We start from the raw sequence: 25149 nt of genomic DNA, 5'->3' as shown, positions 1-25149 counted from the left end.
CAAAAGGAGACAGAGATGCAGCTTCTTCCCACCTCACCGGCGGGTCGCGCGCCCGCGCGCCACAACGCCGAGGCGCGGCGCACACGACCGCTGATGCTGGCGCTGGCCGCCGTCATCGCCACCACCGGCCTGTCGGCCACGGCCTTCGCGAAGTCCGTCAAGCCCACGGTCGTCGCCGCGCCGGACTTCGGCCCCAACGTGCACATCCTCACGCCCGACATGGCGCTGGCCGACATCCAGACCGTGGTCGACGGCATTGCCGCGCGCCAGGTGTCCAACCAGTTCGGCCCCGAGCGTGATGCCGTGCTGTTCATGCCCGGCGCCTACGGCACGCCGGCTGCGCCGCTGAACTTCCAGGTCGGCTACAACACCGCCGTTGCCGGCCTCGGCCGCTCGCCCACCGACGTGACCGTGACCGGCTCGATCAACGTCTACAACCAGTGCGACAGCAGCGGCTGCTTTGCGCTCAGCAACTTCTGGCGCTCGCTGTCCAACCTCAACATCGAGGTCAGCAACAGCAGCTTCGGCTGCTACGCCGGCGAGTTCTGGGCCGTCTCGCAGGCAGCACCCATGCGCCGCGTGCGCGTGAACGGCAACACCACGCTGATGGACTACTGCACCGGGCCGTCCTATGCCAGCGGCGGCTTCATTGCCGACTCGAAGTTCGAGAACACCGTGATCAACGGCTCGCAGCAGCAATGGCTGGTGCGCGACAGCGCGATGGCCGGCTGGAGCAACGGCGTCTGGAACCAGGTCTTCTCCGGCGTGCTGGGCGCGCCTGCGCAATGCTTCCCCGGCGGCAACGGCTGCGGCCCGTACACCACGCTGGCCACCAGCCCGGTGACGCGCGAGGCGCCCTACCTCTACGTGGACGGTGACAGCGGCTACAAGGTCTTCGTGCCGGCCCTGCGCCGCAACTCCAGCGGCACGACCTGGGCCAACGGCCCGACCGCCGGCACCGCGATCCCGATTGCCGACTTCTTCATCGCCAAGCCCAGCGACTCGGTGACCGCGATCAACCAGGCGCTGGCCGCTGGCAAGCACCTGATCCTCACGCCAGGCGTCTACAACCTGAGCCAGACCATCGTCGTCAAGCGCGCCAACACCGTGGTCCTGGGCCTGGGCTTTCCGACGCTGGTACCGCAGGGCGGCGTGATCGCGATGAAGGTCACGGACGTGCCGGGTGTCGACATCGCCGGCGTGGTCTTCGATGCCGGCCCGGTGCTGTCCTCGGTGCTGCTGCAAGTGGGCACCAAGGCCAACACCGCTGGTTTCACCGACCAGCCCGGCGCACTGCACGACGTGTTCTTCCGCATCGGCGGCATGGCGGCCGGCTCGGCCACCAACAGCCTGGCGGTGAACACCGGCGGCACCCTGCTGGACAACATCTGGGCCTGGCGTGCCGACCACGGCAACGGCGTGGGCTGGACGGTCAATCCGGCCGACCACGGCGTGATCGTCAACGGCGACGACGTGACGGCCTACGGCCTGTTCGTCGAGCACTACCAGAAGTACCAGGCGATCTGGAACGGTGAGCGCGGCAAGGTCATCTTCTTCCAGAACGAAATGCCTTACGACCCGCCCTCGCAGGCCGCCTGGTCCAAGTCGCCCACCAGCCCCGGCTGGGCCGCGCTGAAGGTGGACAAGGACGTGAAGGCCTTCAACGCCTGGGCGCTGGGCTCGTACACCTTCTTCAACCAGGGCATCGACATCTTCGCGGCCCGCGCGTTCGAAGTGCCGCGCAGCCTGCCCAAGGGCAGCCTGAAGGACATCACGACCATCTTCCTGGACCCCAGCCACGGCATGGGAGGGACGCTGAACGTGATCAACAGCACCGGCGGCCCGGCGCTCATCACCAACCCGAGCACGCCGGTGACGGTGACCAGCTTCCCGTGATGCGGGCAGGCTGAACTGACCGGCAACGGCGCCCCGCGGGGCGCCGTTTTCCTTGGTGCTTTCGCCACGCGCCAGCAGCTTCGCGGGCCTTGGTCCACAATCTCCGCGCCGCCTCTGGCAGCCTCACTCCCCTCGGTGCCACCGGGCATCGCCTCACTCAGGAAGCGCACAAGATCATGAAGATTTCCACCTCGCTCTTCGCCGGCCTGGCGCTTGCCACCGCTGCCCTCGCCACTCACGCGGCCGACCTGCTGGACGGCGTGAAAAGCCGTGGCACGCTGCGCGTGGCGCTGGAAGGCACCTACCCGCCGTTCAACTTCAAGGACAAGGGCGAACTCGCCGGCTTCGAGGTGGACCTGGCCAAGCTCATCGCCACCAAGCTGGGCGTGAAGGCCGAGTTCACCACCACCGAGTGGAGCGGCATCCTGGCGGGCCTCTCAGCCGGCAAGTACGACGTGATCCTCAACCAGGTCGGTGTGACCGACCAGCGCAAGCAGGCCTTCGACTTCAGCGAGCCGTACACCATCTCGGCGCCGCAGCTGATCCTGCGCAAGAACGAGACGCGTGAATTCAGGAACCTCGAAGCGCTCAAGGGCCTGAAGCTGGGCGTGGGCCAGGGCACGAACTTCGAGCAGAAGGCCAAGGCCACGCCGGGCGTGGAGGTGCGCAGCTACCCCGGCGCGCCGGAATACCTGCAGGACCTGGCCGCCAAGCGCATCGACGCGGCGCTGAACGACAGCCTGATGGTCAACTACCTGGTCAAGACCTCGCCGCTGCCGATCAAGCCCGGCGCGCCGGTGGGTGACGTGGAAAAGTCGGCCATTCCCGTCGTCAAGGGCAACCCGCAGCTGCTGGCCGCGCTGAACAAGGCGCTGGCCGATGCGTTCAAGGACGGCAGCTTCAAGACCGTCTCGGTCAAGTGGTTCGGCGTGGACGTCAGCAAAGCGCCGTCCGAGCGCTGAGCAACTGACGAAGACCCACCGATGGAACTGCTGGATCTTTGGGAACTGTTCCGCGATGCCGCGCCCATCCTGCTCAAGGGCTGCGGCTACACGCTGATGTTCGCGCTGGGCGCGATGGTGGGCGGCACCGTGCTGGGCTTTCCATTGGCCATTGCCCGCGTGCTGCCGAACAAGGCGCTGCGCGGCGCGGCAGCGGCCTACGTCAGCATGATGCGCGGCACGCCGCTGCTGGTGCAGGTGTTCGTCATCTACTACGGCCTGCCCAGCATCGGCATCGAGTTCTCGCCGTTCACCGCCGGCCTGCTGGCGCTGAGCCTGAACGCCGCGGCCTATCTCTCCGAAACCTTGCGCGGCGCGCTCAACGGCGTCTCGCGTGACCAGTGGGCCGCCGGCTACAGCCTGGGCCTCACCTACGCGCAGGCGCTGCGCTTCGTGGTCCTGCCACAGGCCTTGCGCACAGCGCTGCCCGGCATGAGCAACACCTTGATCAGCCTGATCAAGGACACCTCGCTGGTCTCGGTGATCACCGTGACCGAGCTGATGCTGGCGACCAAGGAACTCATCGCCGCCACCTTCCGTCCGCTGCCGCTGTACCTCGCCGCCGCCGCGCTGTACTGGTTGATGAGCCTGGCCTTCGAGCGCCTGCAGGCCTGGCAGGAGAAGCGGCTGAACCGCGCCCACGCCCGGTAAGCGGCGCCGCCCGGGAGGGCGGCGCATCGTCCACATGGGAGTCGTCTTTCGGCGGGTCTTGCCTGACAGTGGCAGGGTCCGACGCACGCGTGACACGCGTTGTCACGCGTCGCGCGCCAACCGAAAGACGACCATGACCACCACCGCGCTGCCCACTGTCCAACCCCTGCTCGCGCGCCAGTCCGTCGCCAACTTCGCCTGGGTCATGGGGCTGGGTGGCCTGGCCAATGCCTATGCCGGCGCGCACGCGGTGTTCGGCCTGCCGCTGTGGTGCAGCCAGGTGCTGCTGGGGCTGAGCTGCGCGCTGTTTGCCTTGCTGGTCGTGACTCACGTGGCCAAGGCCTTGCTGCACTTCGACGCGGTGCGCGCCGAGTTCAACCACGCGGTGCGGTCCAGCTTCTTTCCGGCCGCTTCGGTCGCCACCGTGGTCGTGGCCATCGGCCTGCGGCCTTACAACGAACCACTGGCGCGGGCCTTGTGGTGCCTGGGCGCCGCAGCGCACTTCGCGCTGGCGCTCACCTTGATCCGCCGCTGGCTGCTCGCGGCGCAGGACGAAAGCGTGATGACGCCGGCCTGGTTCATCCCGGTGGTCGGCAACATCCTGCTGCCGGTCGGCGGCGCGCCGCTGGGCTTCGTGCACGCCAGCTGGTTCTTCTTCTCGGTCGGCCTGGTGCTGTGGCTGGTGTTCTTCACGATCGCGATGCACCGCGTGCTGTTCTTCGCGCCGATGAGCGAGCGCAGCATCCCCACGCTGTTCATCCTGCTGGCGCCGCCGTCGATCGGCTTTGCGGCCTACACCGCGCTGGAAGCCACGCAGGTCGGCCAGGTGGGCCTGCTTGCCACGGTGCTCTACAACCTGGCACTGTTCATTGCCATCCTGCTGGCCACGCTGGTGCCGCGCATCACGCACGGCCCGTTTTTCCTCAGCTGGTGGGCCATGACCTTCCCGCTGGACGGCTGGGCCGGCGCCTGCCTGGCCTACCACCGCCTGCAGCCCGGCCCCGCCACCGGCGCGGTGGCCGCCGTCGCGCTGGGCTGCGCCACGCTGATGGTGCTGTGGATGACGCTGCGCACGCTGCTGTACATCCTGCAGGGCAAGGCCTTCCTCGAAGACTGAACCCGCGCAGCGGCGGGCAAGCGTCGACCTCTGCATTTCGGGAGAGCGGCGACGGCCCCATTGCCAGGGGACGGATCGCCGCGCACGCGGCGAGCATGCGCCATGGGCGCATGTCGCGCACCACCACCGATCCACAGGAGTTCCCATGACCCAGCAGCCCTGCCACGACCTGCCCACGCTGTTCCAGCAGCTCGGCCTGCCCAGCGCCGAAGAGGACATCGCCCGCTTCGTCGCCACGCACCGACCGCTGGCCCCCGGCGTCGTGCTGTCCGAAGCCTCGTTCTGGACGCCCGCGCAATCGGACTTTCTCTGCACCGGCATTGCCGACGATGCCGAGTGGGCCGAGGTGGTCGACCGACTCAGCCAGATGCTGCGCTGAGCGCCGCACGCTTCAGAAAGCATTCAGATGTCTCCTCATTCGCGCATTCCCGGCAAGATCTCCACTGTCATGGCAGGCGCCCTCACGGCCTGCGCCCTGCTCGCCGTCGAGCTTGCCGTCCCGCCGGCCCGGGCGGCCGCCCCGCAACAGCGGGTGCAGGTGGCCGGCTGGTACCGCATGATGCTGGGCGACTTCGAAGTCACCGCGCTGCTGGACGGCACCCACCCGTTCCCGGTCGACGAGGTGATGACACACGCCACGCACGAACAGCTGGACCAGCTGCTCGCCAGCGCCGACACGCCGCGCCCGGTCGAAGGTCCGATCAACGCCTTCCTGATCAACACCGGCTCGCGGTTGGTGCTCATCGACAGCGGCGCAGGCACGCTGTACGGCGAGTGCTGCGGCCACCTGATCGCCAACCTGCGCGCGGCTGGCTACCAGCCGGAGCAGGTCGACGACATCTTCCTGACCCATTTACACCGCGACCATGTTGGCGGCATCAACGCCCGCGGCCAGATGGCGTTTCCCAACGCCACGCTGCACATCAGCCGCACCGACGCCGACTACTGGACCAGCCGCGACCAGCAGAAGCTCGCGCCCGCCTTCCTCGGCTCGATGTTCGACGGCGCCATCGAGTCGCTGCAGCCCTACCTGGCAGCGCATCGCGTGCAGACCTTCGTCGGCGGCGTGGACCTGCTGCCTGGCCTGCGCGCCATGCCCAGCGCCGGGCACACGCCTGGCCACACGGCTTATGTGGTCGAGAGCCGGGGGCAGAAGCTGGTCGTCTGGGGCGACGTGGTGCACGTCGCACCCATCCAGTTCCCCGCACCCGGCATTCGCCTGAAATACGACAGCGACCAGGACCAGGCCGAGCAGGTGCGGCGCCAACTGTTTGCCGAAGCGGCCCAGCAGGGCCAGTGGGTGGCTGCGGCGCACATCGCCTTCCCCGGCATTGGCCACATCCTGGCGCGCGACGGGCGCTACGACTGGGCACCGGCAGCGTTCACCAGCTGGCTGCCCGCGCCCGCCGCGGCCTCCGCGCCGGCGCGCTGAACGCAGACGCAAAAAAGCCCCGGCCTTCGCGGGCCGGGGCTTTTGCGTCGAGCCGGAAGCCCGCGCGCGGGACTCAGCCCTTGATGAAGGCCAGCAGGTCGGCGTTGAGCACGTCGGCGTTGACCGTCAGCATGCCGTGCGAGTAGCCCTTGTAGACCTTCAGCGTGCCGTTCTTCAACAGCTTGATCGACTTCAGCGCCGCGTCTGCGATGGGGACGATCTGGTCGTCGTCGCCGTGCATCACCAGCGTCGGCACCTTGATGGTCTGCAGGTCTTCGGTCTGGTCGGTCTCGGAGAAGGCCTTGATGCCGTCGTAGTGCGCCTTGGCGCTGCCGGTCATGCCCTGGCGCCACCAGTTCTGGACCACGCCCGGCAGCGTCTTCGCGCCAGGACGGTTGAAGCCGTAGAACGGGCCGGCCGGCACGTCCAGGAAGAGTTGTGCGCGGTTTTCGGCCACGCCCTTGCGGAAGCCGTCGAAGACCTCCATCGGCAGGCCTTCCGGGTTGCTCGCGGTCTTGAGCATCAGCGGCGGCACGGCGCTGACCAGCACGGCCTTGGCGACGCGGCCGGACGGCTGGCCGAACTTGGCCACGTAGCGGGCAACTTCGCCACCGCCGGTCGAGTGGCCGATGTGCACGGCGTTCTTCAGGTTCAGATGCTCGACGACCGCAAACGCGTCGGCCGCGTAGTGGTCCATGTCGTGGCCTTCACTGACCTGCGCCGAACGGCCGTGGCCGCGCCGGTCATGGGCGACCACGCGGAAGCCCTTCTGCAGGAAGTAGATCATCTGCGTGTCCCAGTCGTCGCTGGACAGCGGCCAGCCGTGGTGGAACACGATGGGCTGGGCCGACTTGTCGCCCCAGTCCTTGTAGAAGATCTGGACGCCGTCCTTGGTGGTCACATAGCTCATGGTTTGATTTCCTGTTGGGTCGTTGGGGTGGGACAGATGAGACGCGGCAATGGCCGCACCGGGCAAGGCGAACGTGGCGGCCAGGCCGGCACCGCTCACCAGCAGTTGCCGGCGGCTGAGGTTCGCCAAAGTGGTTTCGAATTCGATGGACACCGGGGTGCTCCTCGCGGGTTCGTGGGTTGGACGAAGTCATTGTGTTGACCCGCGTCAAGCCCGACATCGCCATGACACCCGTGTCCGGTCTAGGTCGAATGGCCGGGTTGACCCTGTACCTTGGGAGTGCTCAGCCAAGCGCAAGTTGCCGCAGCGAGACGCAACATGCAAGCCCTTGTCAGCACCGGCCTGCTTGGCTAGACTGCGCTCCCTTTGCCACCCCCAGCCGCCACGGAGCTTCAATTGCCCTGCCGCATCGCCGCCCTTTAAGCCGTCGACCGCTTTCCGACTCGCCCCAGGCGCTGACCCCTCAGCCCTCGCCATGCCGCCGCCCCGGCGCATGCCCCAGAGTCCGGCCGCCGCTGCAAGCGCTCCGTGCCCGCGCCGCCACGCCATGGTGGAGGCGCCGCACCCAGCCAGGCAGGCACCGCGTTGTCAGGTCGTCGGTTCGTTCACCCGAACCTGGAGACGACCATGTCTGCGCCATTTGACGCGAAGCATCCGCTCGCGCCCGAACTCCACTCGCTGGAGATCCTGAAATACCCCCGCACGCCCCACCTGGAGGGCTCCCGGCTGCAAGCCGGTGACGAAGGGCACGACCACGTGCCGCTGGCCGACTTGCGCGGCCGGCATGCCGTGATCGAAGAAAAGCTCGACGGCGCCAACGTCGCCGTCTCGTTCACCTCGGCAGGCGACTTGCTGCTGCAATCCCGCGGCCACTACCTGGCCGGCGGCGGGCGCGAGCGCCAGTTCGCACCGTTCAAGCAATGGGCCAAGGCCCACGAAGCGACCCTGCTCGCGCTGCTGGAGGACCGCTACGTGATGTACGGCGAGTGGCTGTACGCGAAGCATTCGGTCAGCTACGACCGGCTGCCGCACTACTTCTGCGAGTTCGACGTGTTCGACCGGCAGGCCGGCGTGTTCCTCAGCACGGCCAGGCGCCACGCGCTGCTGGCCGGCTCGCCGGTGCTCAGCGTGCCTGTCCTTCATCAGGGCACCATGCCAGCGGCGCTGAAACCGCTGCGCGCCTTGCTGCAGCCTTCGCTGGCCAAGGGGCCGGCGTGGCGGCAAGCCTTCGAGCGGGCGGTGCGGCGCCAGTCGCTGGACCTGGCGCTGGCCTGGCGGCAGACCGACGCGTCCGACCTGGCCGAAGGCCTCTACATCAAGCTCGAAGACGGCGAGCAGGTGCTGGGCCGCTACAAGTGGGTGCGGCCGGACTTCGTGCAGACCATCCTGGACTCCGGCTCGCACCACAGCACCCGACCCTTGATCCCCAACGGCCTGGCCGACGGCGTGGACCTCCACGCGCCGCAGCCGCTGGTCGGCTGGCCACAACCCAACCACGATGGAAGGACCGCATGAACGCCGACACCTTGCGCGCGCTGTGCCCTGCGCCGGGGCAAGACTACGACTGGGCCGCCTGCTGCGAGGCCATCCCTCGCCTGCATGCGCTGGAGACCACGCCGCAAAGCCCGCGCTATCACGCCGAAGGCAATGTGGGCATCCACACCAGCATGGTGCTGGACGCGCTGCTGGCCGACCCGCACTACCAGGCGGCGGGCGACACGCGCCGCCTGGTGCTGTTCCTGGCCGCGCTGCTGCACGACCTGTGCAAGCCGGAGACCACGGTGGTGGACCCGCTGACCGGCGACATCGGCCAGCCCGGCCACTCGCGGCGCGGCGCGGTCGACGTGCGGGTGCTGCTGTGGCGGGCCGGCCTGCCGTTTGCGGTGCGCGAGGCCATCTGCCGCATCGTTGCCGCGCATCAGGTGCCCTTTTTCGCTTTCGACTCACGCCGCGGCGAGTCGCCCGAGTTCATCGCCCGCAAGCTGTCCTGGGGCGTGGACCTGTGCGACCTGGTCTGCGTGGCACGGGCCGACATGCGCGGGCGCATCTGCGAGGACCAGCAGGCGCGGCTGGACGACATCGCGCTGTTCGAGGAGTTGGCGCGGGAGGACGGCTGCTGGGACCAACCGAAGGCCGCCGCGTCGGCCCACACGCGGCTGATGTACGCCCGCGGTGCAGCGCTGCACCTGGACACGCCACTGTTCCAGCCGCCCGGCTCGCAAGTCATCGTGCTCAGCGGCCTGCCGGCCTCGGGCAAGAACCCCTGGGTGGACCGGCACGCGGCCGGCCTGCCGGTGGTCTCGTTCGACGACGCGAAGACCGAGCTCGGCCTGAAGCATGGCGAGAACGACGGCATGGCCGCACACCACGCGGTGGACAAGGCCAAGGCCTTGCTGCGCCGGCACGCGCCTTTCGTGTGGAACGCCACACATCTCAGCGAGCAGATGCGCAACAAGACCCTGGACCTGCTCTACGCCTACGACGCGCAGGTGCAGCTGGTCTACCTGGAGGTGCCGCATGCCACGCTGTTCCAGCGCAACTGCCTGCGCGACACCACGCTCAGCCAGCAGGCCCTGGCGCGCATGCTGCACCGCTGGGAACTGCCGCTGCCGTGGGAGGCGCACGAGGTGGACCACGTGATCGGAGGGTGACATCCACCACGCAGCTGTTCGGGCGCCACAGGCCGATGAACCTGGCGCTGGTCTCCAGCGTGCTCGGCGACAACGGCCCATCCGGCGGTGACGGCCATCGACGCGGCCTCGGCGCTCACTGCCATCGCACACCAGCCGCGCGACCTGATCCTGATGGACGTGCAACTGCCCGGCATGATCGAAGCGCTGCTGCAATCGACACCTGACGCTGGCGCTTTACCTTGACGTGCAGCTTGCCCTAGGCCTCGTGCAGCGCGTCGCCCAAGGCGCGACCGAGCTGCCGCTGCGCGGCGCGCGCGGCCGCCGAAAATCCACCTTGCGACAAGAAGCCGTGCGGCAGGCCATGACACTCGATCACGCTGACCAGCACGCCACTGTCGTTGAGGCGTGCTCCCAGGGCCAGGCCCTCGTCGCGCAGCGGATCCAGCGCTGCCAGCATCAGCAGCGTACGAGGCAATCTCGACAGATCGTCCGCCAACAAGGGTGCGCCGCGATGATCGGGCGCGCGGCCGGCGTCGCCGAAGAAATGGTGGCTGCACCAGTCCATCGTGCGCTTCGTCAGGGTCGGCCCGGCCGCGTGCGCCGTGTGCGATGGATAGTCGCCGTGACCGCCCGCGGCCAGCGGGTAGGCCAGGGCCAGGCTGCGCAGCCCTGGACCCCCTTCGTCACGCGCCCGCAGCGCGGTGGTGATGGCCAGCAGCGCGCCGGCACTGTCACCCGCCAGGGCGAGCCGGCCCGTGTCGGCCACCGTGCCGAGCGCCCGCGCGCCTTCCGGCGAGGCCACCCACTTCAATGCCGCCCAGGCATCGTCGAAGGCGGCTGGGAACGGGTGCTCCGGCGCCAGCCGGTAGGCCACCGAGACAACCACCGCCCGCGCGTCCACCGCGAGCTGCTTCACCACCACGTCGTATTCGTCCAGGCCGCCGACCACGCAGCCGCCGCCATGCGTCCACAGCACGACCGGAGCGGCCTGCGCGCCGGGCGGCGTGTAGACACGCAGTGCGGGCACGCCGCCAGCCGCCGCAATGTCCCGGGTGTCTACCCCGGCCGGCGGTGCGCCAGCGCCGCCCATGATCTGTCGATAGATCTCGCGCGCCACCGGCAGCGGCACGTCGCAGAGATCGGGGGCGCCATTGGCGCGGGCGGCTTCCAGCACCTGCTGGATCTGCTTGTCGAGCATTGATTACTCCTGGTTTGAACGAATGGGTGCCATTCAGGCCACCTGGCCGACCGGCGCGGCCACGGCCGCGGCACTGGGCTTGGGCGGCGTCAACAGCCAGCGCGCCAGCGCCGGCAACAGCACCAGGGCCCCGACCATGTTCCAGAGGAACATGAACGCCAGCAGCAGCCCCATGTCGGCCTGGAACTTGATGGGGCTGCCAAGCCAGGTGCCCACCGCCAGCGCCAGCGTCATGCCGGTCAGCAGCACCACGCGGCCGGTGAACTGCAGCGCGGCGCGCCACGCGGCGTCCAGGCTGTCACCGCGCTTGAGCCGCTGCAGCATGACGGCCAGCACGTACAGCGCGTAGTCCACACCGATGCCCACCCCCAGCGCGATCACCGGCAAGGTGGCCACCTTCACGCCCATGCCCAGCACCACCATCAAGGCCTCGCACAGCATCGAGGTGAGCGCCAGTGGCAGCACCGCCACCACGGTGGCGCGCCACGAGCGGAAGGTCAGCAGGCACAGCAGCAGCACCGCGCCGTACACCCACAGCAGCATCTGATGCATGGCCTGGCGCACCACGATGTTGGTGGCCGCCTCGATGCCGGCCGAGCCGGCGCCCAGCATGAAGCGCACGTCGCCATCGGCACCCTGCGGCTGCTCGGCGATGAAGGCTTCGGTGGCGGCAACGACCCGCTCCAGCGTCTGCGCCTTGTGGTCCTTGAGGAAGACGTGCAGCGCGAGGAACGAGCAGGCCTTGTTGAACAGCTCGCGCGGCGCGATGGCCTGCACGCCGCCGAGCGACTTGTCGTTGGCGATCAGCTCGTACCACTTGAACTGGCCTTCGTTGAAGCCGACCATCGCCAGCTTGGCCAGCCCCGCCATCGACTGCGTACCCTCCACGCCGGGCAGTTGCTTGAGCCGCCAGGCCAGCTCGTCGACGCGGCTGAGGTTGGCGTAGCGCGTGCACTGGTCATCGGGCGTGGTGACCATCACCGTCAAGATGTCGGAGCTGGCGGCGTAGTTCTGCACCACGAAGGCGCTGTCGCGGTTGTAGCGCGAATCGGCACGCAGCGCCGGGGCGCCGGCATCCAGGTCTCCCACCTGGATGCGCGACGACAGCGCCGCCGCTCCGGCCAGCAGCAGCGCCGCTGCCGCACACGCCCATAGCGCCGGCCGGGTGCGCGTGAAGCCGGCCAGCACCGCCCACGCACCACGCAGCTGCGCCGCCTGCTCCTGCCTGAGGCTGCGCTGCGCGGCCTGCGGGTTGACGCCGACGTAGGAGAGCAGCACCGGCAGCAGCACGAGGTTGGTGAAGATCAGCAACGCGACGCCGATGCTGGCGTTGATGGCCAACTCCTGGATCACACGGATGTCGATCAGCGCCAGCACGGCGAAGCCCACCGCATCGCACAGCAGTGCCGTCAGGCCGGCGGCGAACAGGCGGCGGAAGGTGTAGCGCGCCGCCACCACGCGGTGCGTGCCGCGGCCAACGTCCTGCAGGATGCCGTTCATCTTCTGCGCGCCGTGGCTCATGCCGATGGCGAACACGAGGAAGGGCACCAGCACCGAGTACGGATCCAGCGCGTAGCCCAGCAGGCGAAGCAGGCCCAGCTGCCAGACGACCGCGACCAGCGAGCAGGCAACGACGATGGACGTCGAGCGCGCGCAGCGCGTGTAGCCGAAGAGCACGCCGGCGCAAATGGCCAGCGCCGCCAGGAAGAACAGGGCCACCTGGTGCACCCCTTCGATCAGGTCACCCATCACCTTCGCGAAGCCGACGATGTGGATGTCCACCTTCCCGTTGGTGTGGCGCTGGCGCAGCTCCTCGATCCGGCGGCCGAGGTCGCCGTAGTCCAGCGGCGCGCCGGTGCGCGGGTCCTTGTCCAGCAGCGGCACGTAGACAATGCTGCTCTTGAAGTCGGCCGCGACCAGCTGGCCGATCTCGCCCGAGCGCTCGACGTTGGCGCGAACCTCCGCCAGCGCGGCGGGGCTGCCGTCGTAGCGGTCGCTCATCACGGTGTCGCCGTCCAGGCCGTCTTCCGTCACGGCCACCCAGCGCGTGTTGGCGGTCCACAGGCTCTTGATGAACGGCCGGTCCACGCCGGGCATCAGGAACAGCTCGTCGTTGATCTGGCGCAGCGTGTCGAGGTAGCCGGGGTCGAAGATCGTGCCCTGCTTCGCGGCCACCGCAACGCGCAGCGCATTGCCGCCACCCGCCAGCTGCTCGCGATGCTTGAGGAAGTTCTGCACGTAGGGGTGATGCGTGGGGATGGTCTTCTCGAAGCTCGCGGCCAGGCCGATGCGCGCGGCCTGCCAGCCCAGCACCAGTGTGGCCAGCAGGCACAGCAACAGCACCCAGGGGCGGTGGTTGAAGAACAGGCGCTCGGTGCGCGATCCGCTCGCGGGGTCGAAGTCTTCCAGTCGCTGGATGACCGGCTGGGTGCTGTCGTCAGTGGAGATGGCCACGGGGTACTCGTAATCGGTTGGGGTTCAGACCTTGGGGCGGCGCTGCAGGCCGCGAAGACCGGTGACGACGAGCTCGCCGCCCGTGGTCGCCGCCAGCGCGGCGGCCGGAAAGGGCTGCGCCTGTGCAGCCAGGCTCAGCGTGGCACCGTCGTCGCGGCTCACCAGCAGCTCGCCGTTCTGTGTCACCAGCGCAAAGCCTCCACCAGGCAGCGCAGTGGCCGCGCTCACGGACACCGGATGCGGCATCGGCACCTGGGTCCAATGCTCGCCGTGGTCGGCCGAGCGCCACACGTTGCCGCGCAGGCCGAAGGCGATCACGCTGCCGGCGGCGGTGAGGTGCAGGCCGAACAGGCTTCCCTTGTAGGGCGAAGGCAGTGCCTCGAAGCTCTCGCCGCTGTCCACCGAACGCAGCAACAGGCCCTGCTCGCCCACGATGAACACGCGCTCGCCAGCGGCGCGGATGCCATAGAGGTGCAGCTGCCTGGGATTGGGCAGGCGCGGCGTCAAGCCATGGAAGGCCTGGCCGTCGCGGGTCTGCAGCGCGATGCCATAGGCGCCGACGGCCAGCCAACGCCCCCCCGCCAGGGCGATGTCGAAGAAGGGCTTGTCGGCCCCCTCCTTGAGGCGGCGCTGCGCAACTGCGCGCTGACTGTCGTCGCTGGCTTCGTTCAGCAGCAGTTCGGCGGCGCGGGTGCCGTCCATCATGCGCTGCCAACGGGCGCCACCGTCCTGCGTGCGCAGCAGCACGCCGAAATGTCCGGTGGCCCAGCCATGCTGCGCGTCGGCGAACGAGAGCGAGGTCAGGCTCACCTGCACCGGCACTGCGGCCTGCTGCCAGGTGGCGCCGTCGTCGTCGCTGTAGAGCACGATGCCGCGCTCGCCGCCGACCACCAGGCGGCTGCCGGCCCGCGCCGCGGCCAGCAGCACCGCCCCGCGGGCCAGCGACGTGGACACGGCAGCGCGATCAAGCACCGGCGGCAGCGCGGCGAGCGCGCCTCCCGCACCGGTCGCGCCGGCCGCCAGGGCCAGCACCAGGCTGCGGCGCCGTCGGTTCATCGCAGCCCCTCGTTGGCCAGTTCCTCGGGGCTGAAGAAGCTGCGCTGGAACGACGGCAGTACCTTCATCTGGACCGGCAGCTCGTTCAACGCAAGGTTCAGGTAGTAGGCGCCGGTCTGCAGGTCGTAGCCACCCCACTGCACGGTGCCGATCACGGCCGGCACGTCGGGCGCCGTCAGCGTGAGCGTGAAGTTGGTGCGCCAGAGCTCGCCATTGGCATCCCAGCCGTCGAGCAGGATGATCTGCCAGGTGTCTTCGTCGAGGTAGTACCTGCGCTTGGCTGCCACGTGCCGCTTGCCCGGGGCCAGCGCAGCTTCCACCACCCACACGCGGTGCAGCTCCCAGCGCACGAGGTCGGGGTTCAGTGTCTTGGGCGTGACGAGCTGGTCGACCTTGGCGAGCGCGGCGCGATTATTGTTGTAGGGGATGTAGATCTCCTTCTTGCCGATGAGCTTGAGCTCGTGCTTGTCGATCGGACCGAAGAGCATGAAGGCTTCGTCAAACAGGCCGATGCCGCTGGTCACCGCGTCCGGTGTGTCGTAGCCGACCGAGGGCGACTTGCGCACGCGGCGCTGACCCACCAGGTATTGCCAAAGGCCGCGCGGGTGCTGGGCGTCGATGCCGTCGTGCGCCAGGATCGCTTCGCCGGCCTTCGAGCCCGGCTCGCTGGCAATGAACTTGCCCAGCGCGTAGAAGCCGTCGAACTTGTCTGCCGCGAGGTTCGGATCGTGGTAGGGGCGCCACCACGACTGCGTGCCGCCGGAGGCCAGGCTGCGCCTGCCGTCGGCCGTCATCACCCACACACGGAAAGGCGTCTGCATGGCCATGCCGGTCCAGGCCAGGCGATGGTTCATGATGACCTCGTCGCCGCTGGCGGGAATCGGAAACGGGGTGCCGCCGAACGCGCCTTCCACTCCCAGGCCGTTGTCCACCAGCTTGGCCTTGGTCGCATTCTTGAACGTGTTGTCGTACACATGCTGCGGCGCCGCCGCGCTGCGACGCGTGGGGTACACGTCGATGCGGAAGTCGGGGTACTTCTTCATCAACGCCTTCACGCCGTCGGACAGCTTCGCGGCATGCTGGTCCATGTTCTTGGCGCTGATCTGCAGGATGGGTTTGTCGCCCGGGAAGGGGTCGGGCCGCGGGTCGCCGTTCTTGTAGCCGGCGGCGGCCTTGGTCAGGCCCCCTTCCCACGAAGGGATGGTGCCGTCCTTGTTGCCGGCCCTCTCGGCGCCCAGCGGCGTGAGCGTGGTCTTGAGCTTGGCAGCCTCTTCGGCCGACACCGCGGCATGGGCCGTGAACGGCAGGAGCGCGGCGCAAGCCAGTGCAATGAGCTTGTGCTTCATGGTGATGATCCTTAGAAAGTGCGCGAGGCGCTGAACGACAGGTTGGCGCGGTCGCGCAGGGTCTGGCCGAAGCTCAGCTGGCGCAGCGCTGCGCTGCCGGGCACCAGCGTCTCGGTAAAGGTCTTGGCCTTGCCGAAGTAGTCGGTGTAGGCCAACGAAAAATTCCAGGCGTTCTGGTACTTGCCCTTCAGGCCAAGGCTCCACTCGCCGCCATCGGAAACGCCGCCGGCGAAGTTGCTCACGGCCGATGACCGCCCTGCGAAGTTGTAGGCCACGGAGATGGGCACCGAGAGATCCAGCCCCGATGCCGCCTGGAAGTACGCCGGCTCGAAGAGTGCGCGGGCGGCCCAGGCGCCCTTGGTGGTGTTCGGGTCCAGCCCGCCGATGCCCTGGCTGCTGCCGTCCGCTCCGGCGAATATGTCGCGCTTGATCTTCAGCCGGTAGTTGTAGGCAATCTCGCCCAGCACCGCGCCGCCACCCCAAAGTGCCGAAGGCTGCAGCACGTAGATGCCCGACAGGTTCAGGTGCGCAGTGTTGCCAAGCGCGTAGCAGGGGTTTTCCTTGCCGTTGTCGCAGGCCAGCACCGGACTCGCACCCCCAAGCACTGCGGGGTCGCTGGTGAGCGGCGTGTCCTGTCGCACGCTGCCCTCCAGCGCCCAGTTCAGCTGACCCAACGACGAAGTCATGCTGGCACCATAGGCACGAATGTTCTTCGCGTAGGCGACGTGCACGTCGCCGTTGACGAAGTCCATGACCAGCGCACTGGGCGTCTTGTCATGGTATTGAACCGCGTAGAAGCCGAACTCATAGTCGCCACCGGGCGGGCTCCAGCGCAGCTGCACGCCACCCTGGCCGCTGTTGCCCGGTGTTTTGTCGCGCTCGGTCAGCGTCGGCAGGATGATCGGGCTGCCGTCGGGTGCATTGCCGAAGTTGACCTGGTCACCGCCGATGTAGTCCTGGTTCGAGAAGAAGCTGCCGACACCGGGCAGCTTGCTCTTGCGCCACTTGAGCTGGTAGTACGCACCCAGTTGCACGCCCTCGGCCACGCGCAGCGAGCCCGACAGTTGTTCCACCGGCAGAAGCACTTCCTTGAACTGCCAACTGGGCACGGAAACGATTTTCGCGATGTCCACCGGCCCCTGCGCGTTGGCAATGGCGTTCTGGCCGAAGAACAGGCTCTCACCCCACTGCAGGGTGTGCCTTCCGAGGCGAACCGTGCCCGCCATTCCGGCAACCTCCCCCTTGGCAAAGACAAAGGCATCGAGCAGCTCCGTGCCGCGACCGTGCCGACGCCGCGTGGCGGACACGAACTCGTTGGGATCCTGGCCGATCTGGTTGTTGCTGGTGTCAATGACCGGGCCGAGCGGCACGCCGCCGGCATACAGCGGCGTGCCGTTGTAGTCGTTGCGGCCCAGGTACATGCCGTCATACCAGGCCGTGCCCGACAGGCGACCGCCAAAGTTGGGGGCCTGCACATCCAGTTCGGTGAGCAACTCGAACCGACGGCTGATCAGACCCTTCCTGAAGTTGTGGTCGCCATCGTCCTCGTTGACGACACCGGGGTCGTCGGCCACGTCCACGCGCGTCAGGTCGCGCGACGGGTCCTTCAGCCGATAGCCGGCGCTGAACTTCGGCGTCAGGTCCAGCCGGACCTTGAGGTCCGGGTCCGGTGTGTCGATGGTGAAGGCGTGTGCCGTGCAGGCGGCAAGCGCCGCCGCCGCCACTGCCGTCAGGTGCAGTTTCATTGTTGTCTCCTGTGGGTCTTCTTCGGTTCGATCAGAGGTAGCTGGCTTCAAATCCGCCGTCCACCGGCAGGTTGGCACCAACGATCGCGCGCGCGTCGTCGCTGCAGAGGAACGCGATCGCCGGCGCCACTTCGTCAGCGAACGAGGGGCGCTTGACGCGCGAGGCATCGGCCTGCACGCGTGCTTCACCCAGCTGGGTGGCAAACTCGCCCAGGATCGGCGTGAACACCGGCCCAGGCGCAACCGCGTTCATGCGGATGCCCTGCTCGAGGAAAAGCGCGTGGCCGCGACGCATGGTCCAGACGATCAGCGCTTCCTTGAAGAACTCATAGCAGGTGGCCTGCGAGACCGGGTTGCGCGCCAGCCAGGCCAGGCCCGCCTCAAAGCTGCGGGTGTCGGCCAGAGCCTTGTGCTGGTCCAGCCGCTGCATGTAGAAGTGACCGAGGATCGACGACACGTTGACGATGCTGGCGCCTGCCGACATGCGCTCTGCCACGCGCTCGCTCAGGTGCCGCAGGCTGAGGTAGTTCACGCGCCCCAACAGTTCGGCCGGCGCGGTGCCGGGCACGCCAGCCACGTTGGCCAGCGCATCGACCTGCGCCGGCAGCTGCTTCATCGCGTGGTCGATGGCGGCCTGCTCCGACAGGTCGGCCTTGACGAATCCGTCCAGTGTCAGCATCGGGTCGCTGCGGTCCAGGCCGATCACGCGCGCGCCGCGGGCACGCAGCACGCGCACAGTTTCGGCACCAATGCCCGAGCACGCGCCGGTGACGACGATGGTCTTGTCCTTGAGACTCATGAATCCTCCTGGGCCGGGTTCAGAACGGATACGCCGGAGGCGTGTCCTTGACGGTCAACCACTGCCATGTGGTGAAGGCCTCCCAGTCGGCCGGTCCACCGTGCACGCTGCCGTTGCCGGCGACGCCGGGGCCGCCGAACGGGTTCACGATGTCGTCGTTCACGGTCTGGTCGTTCACGTGCACCATGCCGGCCTTCAGTCGCTGTGCGATCCCGCTGGCGCGGCCCACGTTTCGCGAGATCACGGCCGCGGCCAGGCCGCCGGCGTGGTCGTTGGCCAGCGCCACCGCCTCGTCGTCAGTCCTGAAGGTCATCAGGCAAAGCACCGGGCCGAAGATCTCCTCGTCGTACGCGCGCATGCCGCGCCCCACGCCGGCCAGCACGGTGGGCTTGTAGAAGAGCCCGTCGTACGTGCCACCGGCCAACAGTTGCGCACCGGCCTTCACGCTGTCCTGCACGACGCCATGCACGCGGTCACGCTGGCGTTCGTCGATCAGCGGACCCAGCGCCACCTGCTGCGTGGCACCGTCACCCAGCGGCAGATGCCTTGCCTTGGCAAGCAATCGTTCGGTGAGCGCCGCAGCAATCGACTCGTGCACGATCACGCGGTTGGTGGCCATGCAGATCTGGCCCTGGTGCCCCCACGCGCCCCAGGCAGCGTTGCTGGCGGCGAGGTCGATGTCGGCGTCTTCCAGGATCACCAGTGAATTGGTGCCTCCCAGTTCCAGCGAAGCCTTCTTCAACTGGCGAGCGGCCAGTTCACCCACACGTCGACCTGCGGCGACCGAGCCGGTGAACGAGATCATGTGAATGGACGGTTCGGCAACCAGCGCCTCGCCCACGTCGGCGCCGCCGGGCAGCACATGCAGCATGCCGGCCGGCAGGCCGGCGGCCTCGAACAGCTGCGCCAGCAGGTAACCGCCGGACACAGGCGTACGCATGTCGGGCTTGACGACCACCGCATTGCCCGCAGCCAGCGCCGGAGCCACCACGCGCAGCGTCAGGATCAGTGGGAAGTTGAACGGGCTGATGACCCCCACCACGCCGTGCGGCACCCGCCGCGCCACGCTTGTGCGGCCCGGCACGCTGGGCAGCACCTGGCCCTGCGGCTGCATCGGCATCGCGGCGGCCTGCTCGCAAAAAGCCATGGCTTCGCGCACCTCGTGCTGCCCCTTGGGCAGAACGCCGCCGGTCTCGCGGGTGACCCACAACGCCAGTTCGTCGAAGTGCTGCTGAAGCAATGCCGCGGCCCTGCGGAAGACGGTGGCCTTCTCGCGCGGCGGCTTCGCGGCCCACACGGCCTGCGCGGCAACGGCGACCTCGGCGGCGCTCTTCACATCGGCCGGCACGGCGCGGCCGGCGCGCGCCAGCACCCGGCCCGTGGCGGGCTCGACGATGTCGGCCGACTGCGAAGCGGCGCGCCATCCGTTGCTGTAGATGTGCTCGCGCCAAGCGTCGAAGTCAAGGAAGGAGGATGTGCTCACGTATGTTTTCTCCACAAATAGTTAGTGTGGCTATGCATGTTATTGGCTTTGCATCCAATGCGCCACGCGCATCGCCTCGGGACCAACCCTTAGGAGCGACTCGAAGACGCGGCCGCTGCCGGCACAACGCATGTGCCACAGGGCCGACTCCCTGCGCATGCCTTCACGGCAGCGATCAGGGTTTGCACCGATCGGCTTCTGTCGATATCCAATTGCCACACACATTCTTATCCAAGATAATGATTTCACTATGTCAGCAATACCGCTCAAACCATGATGGATTCCTCCCTGTCCAGGCCTGTGGGCGCTCCGGCGCTCGTCGAGGTCGAACTGCACGACTGCGTCGCCACGCTGACGCTGAATCGCCCCGACAAGCGCAACGCGCTGAGCCTGGGCGTGATCGGCGAGCTGCGCGCCGCCTTCGAGTCGCTGCCGGATGCCGTGCGCGCGGTGGTCCTCAGCGGGCGCGGCGAACACTTCTGTGCCGGCCTCGATCTCAGCGAGCTCACCGAGACCTCGCCGGCCGAGGGCCTGATGCACTCACGCTCCTGGTACGAGGTCTTCGACCGCATCCAGTTCGGACGGCGGCCGGTGGTGTGCGTGATGCACGGCGCCGTGGTGGGTGGCGGGCTGGAGCTGGCCTCGGTCGCGCATGTTCGCGTGGCCGAGCGGTCGGCCTACTTCGGTCTGCCCGAAGGCCAGCGCGGCATCTTCCTGGGCGGCGGCGGATCGGTGCGCGTGTCCAAGCTGATCGGCGGCTCGCGGGTGGCCGAAATGATGCTCACCGGCCGCGTGTACAACGCCGAGGAAGCCTTCCAGGTGGGCCTGACGCACTACACCGTGCCCGATGGCGAAGGCCTGGCCAGAGGCCTGGAGCTGGCTCGACGCATCGCCAGCAATGCCCCGCTGTCCAATTTCGCGATCATGCAGGCGCTGCCGCTGATCGCCGAACAGCCGATGGCCCACGGCCTGCTCACCGAGGGTCTGATGGCCGCCGTGACCCAGTCCGACGGCGAAGCCAAGGCGCGCATGCGTGCCTTCCTGGAGAAGCGCGTCGCCAAGGTGACGCCGCCCGAGGCCCGCGTGAGCAACGCTTGAGGAGAACGCCGATGCCCGCGATGTCCAACACCCCCGATCTCCGGCCACTGCTCGCTCCGAGCTCGGTCGCCATCGTCGGCCTGTCCACCAAGCCAGGCTCGGCCGGCCTGGTGGTACTGCAGAACCTGCTCCAGGCTGGCTACGACGGCGCGCTGCACCTGGTGGGCAGAAGCGGCGGCAGCGTCGGCGGACGCACCGTCCACACCTCGATCGCCGAGCTGCCGCCAGGCCTGGACCTGGCCATCCTGCTGGTGCCTTCGGATGCCGTGCTTGACACCCTGAAGGCCTGTGTCGAACGCGGCGTGCGCGGCGCCGTCTGCTTCGCCTCGGGCTTTGCCGAAATGGGCGAGGAGGGTCGCACGCGCCAGCAGCTGATCGCCGAGACGGCACGGGCCGGCGGCCTGGCGCTGCTGGGCCCCAACACCATCGGCTTCTTCAACAGCGTGGCCGGCTTCCATGTCTCGATGGTCGAACTCGTGCTGCCGCCGAAGCTTCGGCCCGAGGACGGCCCTGCCGTGGCCGTGGTGGCGCAGAGCGGTGGCATCGGCGTGCATGTGTCGGCCTCGCTGCGCGCGCGCGGCGTGCCGGTCTCCTATGTGCTGACCACCGGCAACGAGGCCCAGGTCGGCCTGTCGGAGACGCTTTCCTTCCTGGCCGACGACCCCAGCACCCGAACGGCGGTGGTGTACGCCGAGCAGATCCGCTCGGCACCCGAGGTGCTCGCGGCCTTCGGGCGCATGCATGCCGCCGGCAAGGGCGTCGTGTTGCTGCACCCCGGTCGCAGCGAAGGCGCCCAGGCCGCCACCAGCTCGCATACCGGCGCGCTGGCCGGCAACCACGGCGCCATGCGGCTGGCCGCAGAGCGTGCCGGCGTGCTGGTCGTGGACAGCCTGGAGGAAGCCATCGACCTCGGCCAGCTCATGCTGCGTTTCCCGCAGCCGCCGGTCGGCGGGCTGGGCCTGATCACCGCGTCCGGGGCGCTGTGCGGCATCGCGCTCGACTACCTCGAACCGCTCAATCTGGAGATGCCCCCGATGTCGGCGCCGCAGGTCGAGGCACTGCGCGAGCAGCTGCCCGCCTACACGCCGCCACGCAACCCGCTGGATCTGGGCACACTCATCGGCCCGCGGCCGGAGCTGATCACGCTGGGCGTGGTCGCCGAGCAGGACGATCCCGCCATCGGCAGCCTGCTGGTCTCGCTGCCCATGCCCTCGCCCGAGATCGCCCCGGTGTGGCTCGACGCCCACCTGCTTGGCATGGAAGGCCGCACCAAGCCGGCCATCTTCGTGATGCAGAACGAAGACACGCCCCTGCCGCCGGCCATGGTGGAGCGCGCTGCGCGCATGGGCACGGTGGTGATGCGCTCGCCCGAGCGTGCGCTGCGCGCGCTGGCCACCTTCACGCGCTTCGGCCGCCTGCGGGCCGAGTGGCACGCGGGGCCGTCGCAGATGTCCCTGCCGCTGTCCGCCCTGCCGAAGCTGGCCGGCGGCACGCTGCCCGAGTGGCAGGGCAAGCAGGTGCTCGCCGCCGCCGGCCTGGCCACACCGCCCGGCGCGCTGGCACGCTCGCTGGAAGAGGCGCTGGCCACCGCCGCGCGCATCGGCTACCCGGTGGTGATGAAGGCGCAGGCTGCCGCCCTGGCCCACAAGACCGAGGCCGGCGGCGTGCTGCTGAACATTGCCGACGAGGCCGCCTTGCGCCAGGCCTGGCAGCGGCTGCACGACAACATCGCGCGCCATGCGCCCGGCATGGTGCTGGACGGCGTGCTCGTCGAGACCATGGCCGCCAAGGGCCTGGAGCTGGTGGTGGGCGCGGTGCGCGACGCGCAATGGGGCCCGGTGCTGATGCTCGGCCTGGGCGGCATCTGGGTGGAGGCGCTGGGCGACGTGCGGCTGCTCAGTCCCGACCTTCCGCACGCCGCCATCGTCGCCAGGCTGCGCTCGCTGAAGGCCGCCAAGCTGCTGCAGGGCTTCCGCGGTGCGCCGCCGGTGGACCTGGACGCGGTGGCACGCGCCGTGGCCACGATAGGCGCACTGATGCTGCAGCGGCCCGAGATCGCGGAGATCGACGTCAACCCGCTGTTGGCCTACGGACCGGAACGTGGCGTGCTGGCGCTCGACGCGCTGGTGGTGGTGCGATGAGCGAGGCACCGCTGCCGGGGCAGGGCTTCCTCGACGCGATCGTCGCCATCGACATCCACACGCACGCCACCGTCTCGACGCGCAACCCGCCCGACGAGGTGGCGATCGCGATGGATGCGGCAATGGACGCCTACTTCAAGCAGCCGATGGCGCGGCCGACGATCAGCGAGACGGCCGAGTACTACCGGCAACGACGCATGCTGGCGGTGATCTTCACCGTCGACACCGAACGCGAGACCGGCCAGGCCCGCATCACCAATGAGGAGGTCGCCGAAGAGGCGGCTCGCCACCCCGACGCGCTGATCCCCTTCGCCAGCATCGACCCGATGCGCGGCAAGATGGGTGCGCGCGAAGTGCGCCGCCTCGTCAAGGACTGGGGTGTGCAGGGCTTCAAGTTTCATCCCTCGGCCCAGGGCTTCTACCCGAACGACCGCGCCGCCTACGCGGTGTACGAAGCCATCGCCGAGGTCGGCCTGCCGGCGATCTTCCACAGCGGGCAGACCGGTCTGGGCGCCGGCCTGCCTGGCGGCGGCGGCATCCGGCTGAAGTACTCCGACCCCATGTTCCTCGACGACGTGGCGGTGGACTTCCCGCAGATGCCCATCGTCATCGCCCACCCCTCGTTCCCGTGGCAGGACAACGCGCTGGCGGTGGCCACCCACAAGCCCAACGTCTACATCGACCTCTCGGGCTGGTCGCCACGCTACTTTCCGCCCCAGCTGGTGAAATACGCGAACTCGCTGCTCAAGCACAAGATGCTGTTCGGCTCGGACTACCCGGTGATCACGCCTGATCGCTGGCTGAAGGACTTCGAGACGCTGGACATCCGTCCCGAGGTGCGGCCGCTGCTGCTCAAGCAGAACGCCATCCGCTTGCTGGGCCTGGACCGCGATCCCGTGAATGGCCGCTACTCGCGGCTCAAGCCGCCCTCGGGCGAGTGCTGCTGAGGGGCCGGCATGCCATCCCGCAACCCCGCCATGCCGCTGCTGCTGCTTCCCGGCCTGCTGTGCGACGAAGACGTCTGGGCGGCCCAGGCCGAGGCCCTGGGCAGCACGCGCGAGGTGATGGTCGGCCCGCTCGGCATCGACGACACGGTCGACCACCTCGGCGCGATGGCGCGGCAGCTGCTCGCTGCCATTGCGGCGCCGCGGTTCGCCGTGGCCGGACACTCGATGGGCGGGCGCATTGCCCTGGAAATGCTGCGCCAGGCGCCAGGGCGCGTGGGCGGGCTGGCCTTGCTGGACAGCGGCACGGCTGCGCGCCCGGACGGCGCCGCCGGCGAGGCCGAGTACCGCTCGCGCCACGCCCTGGTGGCGCTGGCGCGAAGCCAGGGCATGGCGGCGGTGAGCCGCGAATGGCTGCCACCCATGGTGCACCCCGCCGTGATCGGCACCGCGCTGTTCGAGCGCATGGTGGCGATGGTGTTGCGCAGCAATCCCGCCCGCTTCGCCGCGCAGGTGCAGGCGCTGCTGCACCGCCCCGATGCCGAACCGGTGCTGCGCGGCGTCCACAGCCCGGTCCTGCTCGTCTGCGGCGAGCAGGACCGATGGAGCCCGCCGGAGCGCCACCGCGCCATGCAGGCCCTGCTGCCGGGCTCGGTGCTGCGGTTCATCGGCGAGTGCGGACACATGAGCCCCATGGAGCAGCCCGCGGCCGTGTCGGCCGCACTGGCACAGTGGCTGGTGCATTGCGATGCAGCAGCCTGATCCGGAGCACCAGGCCGATGCGATGCGGCGCCTGCTCGACGAAGCCGCCTGCCGCGAACTGGTGCTGCGGGCCGCAACGCTGGCGGACACCGGGCAGGCCGATGCGCTGGCCGCGCTGTTCACGGCCGACGCGCATCTGACGCGCCCGAACGGCGCGGCGCTCAAGGGCCGCGAAGCCATCGCCCGGGCCTACCGTGAGCGTCCCGCGCACCGCATCACGGTGCACCTGGTCTGCGGCACCTTGTTCGACGAAGTCGGCCCGGACCACGCCGAGGCCACCACCCGCGTGCTGCTGTGGGCCGCGGACCTGCGCGCCGACAGCGGCCCTCAGGGGCGCGCTGCCGAAGGGCGGCAGATCGTCGGTCGGTTCATCGACCGGTTCGTTCGCAGCGCGCAGGGCTGGCGCATCGACCAGCGCGTGGCCTGTTTCGATCTGCACACACCCGACCTGCCGCAGGTTTGACGCCTCACCCGCCGCACCAT

Annotated in this window: 22 protein-coding genes; 14 read left to right on the top strand and 8 right to left on the bottom strand. The window is 68.8% G+C overall.

All coding sequences use genetic code 11. The annotated features are described in order from the left end of the window. Positions 1 to 15 precede the first annotated feature (15 nt). The 6 genes from LRH25_RS16920 to LRH25_RS16895 all read left to right on the top strand — a co-directional run bounded on the left by LRH25_RS16920 (position 16) and on the right by LRH25_RS16895 (position 6097). Positions 16 to 1896 carry a pectate lyase-like domain-containing protein gene (locus LRH25_RS16920; protein ID WP_211361374.1) on the top strand — a complete coding sequence of 627 codons (1881 nt, stop codon included), beginning with the start codon at positions 16 to 18 and terminating at the stop codon, positions 1894 to 1896. A 176-nt stretch (positions 1897 to 2072) separates the two neighbouring features. Further along, positions 2073 to 2858: a transporter substrate-binding domain-containing protein gene (locus tag LRH25_RS16915; protein WP_141287556.1), complete on the top strand. Its 786-nt coding sequence runs from the start codon at positions 2073 to 2075 to the stop codon at positions 2856 to 2858. A gap of 21 nt (positions 2859 to 2879) precedes the next feature. Then, positions 2880 to 3548: an amino acid ABC transporter permease gene (locus tag LRH25_RS16910; protein ID WP_141287555.1), complete on the top strand. Its 669-nt coding sequence runs from the start codon at positions 2880 to 2882 to the stop codon at positions 3546 to 3548. A 133-nt stretch (positions 3549 to 3681) separates the two neighbouring features. Then, a complete protein-coding gene (locus tag LRH25_RS16905) occupies positions 3682 to 4665 on the top strand; it encodes an SLAC1 anion channel family protein (RefSeq protein WP_170200852.1) in 984 nt (327 codons plus the stop codon). 145 nt (positions 4666 to 4810) lie between these two features. Continuing rightward, complete coding sequence (locus LRH25_RS16900; protein ID WP_141287553.1) at positions 4811 to 5044, top strand: DUF2789 family protein; 234 nt, start codon at positions 4811 to 4813, stop codon at positions 5042 to 5044. A 27-nt stretch (positions 5045 to 5071) separates the two neighbouring features. Then, the gene (locus tag LRH25_RS16895; protein ID WP_170200851.1) at positions 5072 to 6097 is read left to right on the top strand and encodes an MBL fold metallo-hydrolase; all 1026 of its coding nucleotides are present in this window, start codon (positions 5072 to 5074) and stop codon (positions 6095 to 6097) included. A 73-nt stretch (positions 6098 to 6170) separates the two neighbouring features. Here LRH25_RS16895 and LRH25_RS16890 read toward each other — a convergent pair whose 3' ends face one another. Further along, the gene (locus tag LRH25_RS16890) at positions 6171 to 7007 is read right to left on the bottom strand and encodes an alpha/beta fold hydrolase (protein WP_170200854.1); all 837 of its coding nucleotides are present in this window, start codon (positions 7005 to 7007) and stop codon (positions 6171 to 6173) included. A gap of 627 nt (positions 7008 to 7634) precedes the next feature. On the opposite strand from LRH25_RS16890, the gene LRH25_RS16885 reads away from it, so the two are divergent. The 3 genes from LRH25_RS16885 (at position 7635) to LRH25_RS16875 (ending at position 9883) form a co-directional block, all read left to right on the top strand. After that, positions 7635 to 8522 carry an RNA ligase family protein gene (locus tag LRH25_RS16885; RefSeq protein WP_141287551.1) on the top strand — a complete coding sequence of 296 codons (888 nt, stop codon included), beginning with the start codon at positions 7635 to 7637 and terminating at the stop codon, positions 8520 to 8522. Continuing rightward, a complete protein-coding gene (locus LRH25_RS16880; RefSeq protein WP_141287550.1) occupies positions 8519 to 9658 on the top strand; it encodes an AAA family ATPase in 1140 nt (379 codons plus the stop codon). The genes LRH25_RS16885 and LRH25_RS16880 overlap by 4 nt, the downstream gene beginning before the upstream one ends. A gap of 87 nt (positions 9659 to 9745) precedes the next feature. Further along, the gene (locus LRH25_RS16875) at positions 9746 to 9883 is read left to right on the top strand and encodes a response regulator (RefSeq protein WP_170200850.1); all 138 of its coding nucleotides are present in this window, start codon (positions 9746 to 9748) and stop codon (positions 9881 to 9883) included. A 13-nt stretch (positions 9884 to 9896) separates the two neighbouring features. Here the strand turns inward: LRH25_RS16875 and LRH25_RS16870 are convergent, their stop codons facing one another. Genes LRH25_RS16870 through LRH25_RS16840 form a run of 7 tightly spaced genes read right to left on the bottom strand, consistent with a single transcriptional unit; the run spans position 9897 to position 19721 of the window. Then, positions 9897 to 10838: an alpha/beta hydrolase gene (locus tag LRH25_RS16870; RefSeq protein ID WP_231011731.1), complete on the bottom strand. Its 942-nt coding sequence runs from the start codon at positions 10836 to 10838 to the stop codon at positions 9897 to 9899. Positions 10839 to 10871: 33 nt separating this feature from the next. Next, a complete protein-coding gene (locus LRH25_RS16865; protein ID WP_231011794.1) occupies positions 10872 to 13286 on the bottom strand; it encodes an efflux RND transporter permease subunit in 2415 nt (804 codons plus the stop codon). A gap of 30 nt (positions 13287 to 13316) precedes the next feature. Continuing rightward, a complete protein-coding gene (locus LRH25_RS16860) occupies positions 13317 to 14348 on the bottom strand; it encodes a WD40/YVTN/BNR-like repeat-containing protein (RefSeq protein ID WP_231011729.1) in 1032 nt (343 codons plus the stop codon). Further along, positions 14345 to 15694 (bottom strand): DUF1329 domain-containing protein, encoded by a 1350-nt coding sequence (locus tag LRH25_RS16855; RefSeq protein WP_231011726.1) that lies wholly within the window; start codon positions 15692 to 15694, stop codon positions 14345 to 14347. Before LRH25_RS16855 ends, LRH25_RS16860 begins: the two co-directional genes overlap by 4 nt. A gap of 11 nt (positions 15695 to 15705) precedes the next feature. Beyond that, entirely contained in the window at positions 15706 to 17439 is a 1734-nt protein-coding gene (locus LRH25_RS16850) for a DUF1302 domain-containing protein (protein ID WP_141289568.1), read from the bottom strand. Between the two features lie 31 nt (positions 17440 to 17470). Then, positions 17471 to 18238 carry a coniferyl-alcohol dehydrogenase gene (locus LRH25_RS16845; RefSeq protein WP_141289567.1) on the bottom strand — a complete coding sequence of 256 codons (768 nt, stop codon included), beginning with the start codon at positions 18236 to 18238 and terminating at the stop codon, positions 17471 to 17473. 19 nt (positions 18239 to 18257) lie between these two features. Continuing rightward, positions 18258 to 19721, bottom strand: a complete 1464-nt coding sequence (locus tag LRH25_RS16840) for a benzaldehyde dehydrogenase (protein ID WP_375142179.1) — start codon at positions 19719 to 19721, stop codon at positions 18258 to 18260. 273 nt (positions 19722 to 19994) lie between these two features. Here LRH25_RS16840 and LRH25_RS16835 point away from each other — a divergent pair, with 273 nt between their 5' ends. Genes LRH25_RS16835 through LRH25_RS16815 form a run of 5 tightly spaced genes read left to right on the top strand, consistent with a single transcriptional unit; the run spans position 19995 to position 25129 of the window. Beyond that, a complete protein-coding gene (locus tag LRH25_RS16835; RefSeq protein WP_211361613.1) occupies positions 19995 to 20819 on the top strand; it encodes a crotonase/enoyl-CoA hydratase family protein in 825 nt (274 codons plus the stop codon). Between the two features lie 11 nt (positions 20820 to 20830). Then, positions 20831 to 22960, top strand: a complete 2130-nt coding sequence (locus LRH25_RS16830; RefSeq protein WP_231011724.1) for an acetate--CoA ligase family protein — start codon at positions 20831 to 20833, stop codon at positions 22958 to 22960. Further along, complete coding sequence (locus LRH25_RS16825) at positions 22957 to 23907, top strand: amidohydrolase family protein (protein ID WP_141291963.1); 951 nt, start codon at positions 22957 to 22959, stop codon at positions 23905 to 23907. Before LRH25_RS16830 ends, LRH25_RS16825 begins: the two co-directional genes overlap by 4 nt. A gap of 9 nt (positions 23908 to 23916) precedes the next feature. Continuing rightward, positions 23917 to 24666, top strand: coding sequence for an alpha/beta fold hydrolase (locus LRH25_RS16820; RefSeq protein WP_231011722.1), 750 nt, complete (start codon positions 23917 to 23919; stop codon positions 24664 to 24666). Beyond that, on the top strand, positions 24653 to 25129 hold the full coding sequence (locus LRH25_RS16815) for a nuclear transport factor 2 family protein (RefSeq protein ID WP_231011719.1): 477 nt from the start codon (positions 24653 to 24655) through the stop codon (positions 25127 to 25129). Before LRH25_RS16820 ends, LRH25_RS16815 begins: the two co-directional genes overlap by 14 nt. Positions 25130 to 25149: the final 20 nt, after the last annotated feature.

It is taken from the genome of Ideonella azotifigens (assembly GCF_021043325.1).
In the GTDB taxonomy this organism is placed as follows: Bacteria; Pseudomonadota; Gammaproteobacteria; order Burkholderiales; family Burkholderiaceae_C; genus Ideonella; species Ideonella azotifigens.
The sequence above is the reverse complement of the archived record's forward strand: the minus strand, read 5'-3'. Positions and strand labels throughout refer to the sequence as shown.

Excerpts from the sequence above, each read along its gene's own strand:
- LRH25_RS16920 (WP_211361374.1), top strand. The coding sequence starts at position 16 with ATGCAGCTTCTTCCCACCTCACCGGCGGGTCGCGCGCCCGCGCGCCAC.
- LRH25_RS16915 (WP_141287556.1), top strand. The coding sequence starts at position 2,073 with ATGAAGATTTCCACCTCGCTCTTCGCCGGCCTGGCGCTTGCCACCGCT.
- LRH25_RS16910 (WP_141287555.1), top strand. The coding sequence starts at position 2,880 with ATGGAACTGCTGGATCTTTGGGAACTGTTCCGCGATGCCGCGCCCATC.
- LRH25_RS16905 (WP_170200852.1), top strand. The coding sequence starts at position 3,682 with ATGACCACCACCGCGCTGCCCACTGTCCAACCCCTGCTCGCGCGCCAG.
- LRH25_RS16900 (WP_141287553.1), top strand. The coding sequence starts at position 4,811 with ATGACCCAGCAGCCCTGCCACGACCTGCCCACGCTGTTCCAGCAGCTC.
- LRH25_RS16895 (WP_170200851.1), top strand. The coding sequence starts at position 5,072 with ATGTCTCCTCATTCGCGCATTCCCGGCAAGATCTCCACTGTCATGGCA.
- LRH25_RS16890 (WP_170200854.1), bottom strand. The coding sequence starts at position 7,007 with ATGAGCTATGTGACCACCAAGGACGGCGTCCAGATCTTCTACAAGGAC.
- LRH25_RS16885 (WP_141287551.1), top strand. The coding sequence starts at position 7,635 with ATGTCTGCGCCATTTGACGCGAAGCATCCGCTCGCGCCCGAACTCCAC.
- LRH25_RS16880 (WP_141287550.1), top strand. The coding sequence starts at position 8,519 with ATGAACGCCGACACCTTGCGCGCGCTGTGCCCTGCGCCGGGGCAAGAC.
- LRH25_RS16870 (WP_231011731.1), bottom strand. The coding sequence starts at position 10,838 with ATGCTCGACAAGCAGATCCAGCAGGTGCTGGAAGCCGCCCGCGCCAAT.
- LRH25_RS16860 (WP_231011729.1), bottom strand. The coding sequence starts at position 14,348 with ATGAACCGACGGCGCCGCAGCCTGGTGCTGGCCCTGGCGGCCGGCGCG.
- LRH25_RS16855 (WP_231011726.1), bottom strand. The coding sequence starts at position 15,694 with ATGAAGCACAAGCTCATTGCACTGGCTTGCGCCGCGCTCCTGCCGTTC.
- LRH25_RS16850 (WP_141289568.1), bottom strand. The coding sequence starts at position 17,439 with ATGAAACTGCACCTGACGGCAGTGGCGGCGGCGGCGCTTGCCGCCTGC.
- LRH25_RS16845 (WP_141289567.1), bottom strand. The coding sequence starts at position 18,238 with ATGAGTCTCAAGGACAAGACCATCGTCGTCACCGGCGCGTGCTCGGGC.
- LRH25_RS16835 (WP_211361613.1), top strand. The coding sequence starts at position 19,995 with ATGATGGATTCCTCCCTGTCCAGGCCTGTGGGCGCTCCGGCGCTCGTC.
- LRH25_RS16830 (WP_231011724.1), top strand. The coding sequence starts at position 20,831 with ATGCCCGCGATGTCCAACACCCCCGATCTCCGGCCACTGCTCGCTCCG.
- LRH25_RS16825 (WP_141291963.1), top strand. The coding sequence starts at position 22,957 with ATGAGCGAGGCACCGCTGCCGGGGCAGGGCTTCCTCGACGCGATCGTC.
- LRH25_RS16820 (WP_231011722.1), top strand. The coding sequence starts at position 23,917 with ATGCCATCCCGCAACCCCGCCATGCCGCTGCTGCTGCTTCCCGGCCTG.
- LRH25_RS16815 (WP_231011719.1), top strand. The coding sequence starts at position 24,653 with ATGCAGCAGCCTGATCCGGAGCACCAGGCCGATGCGATGCGGCGCCTG.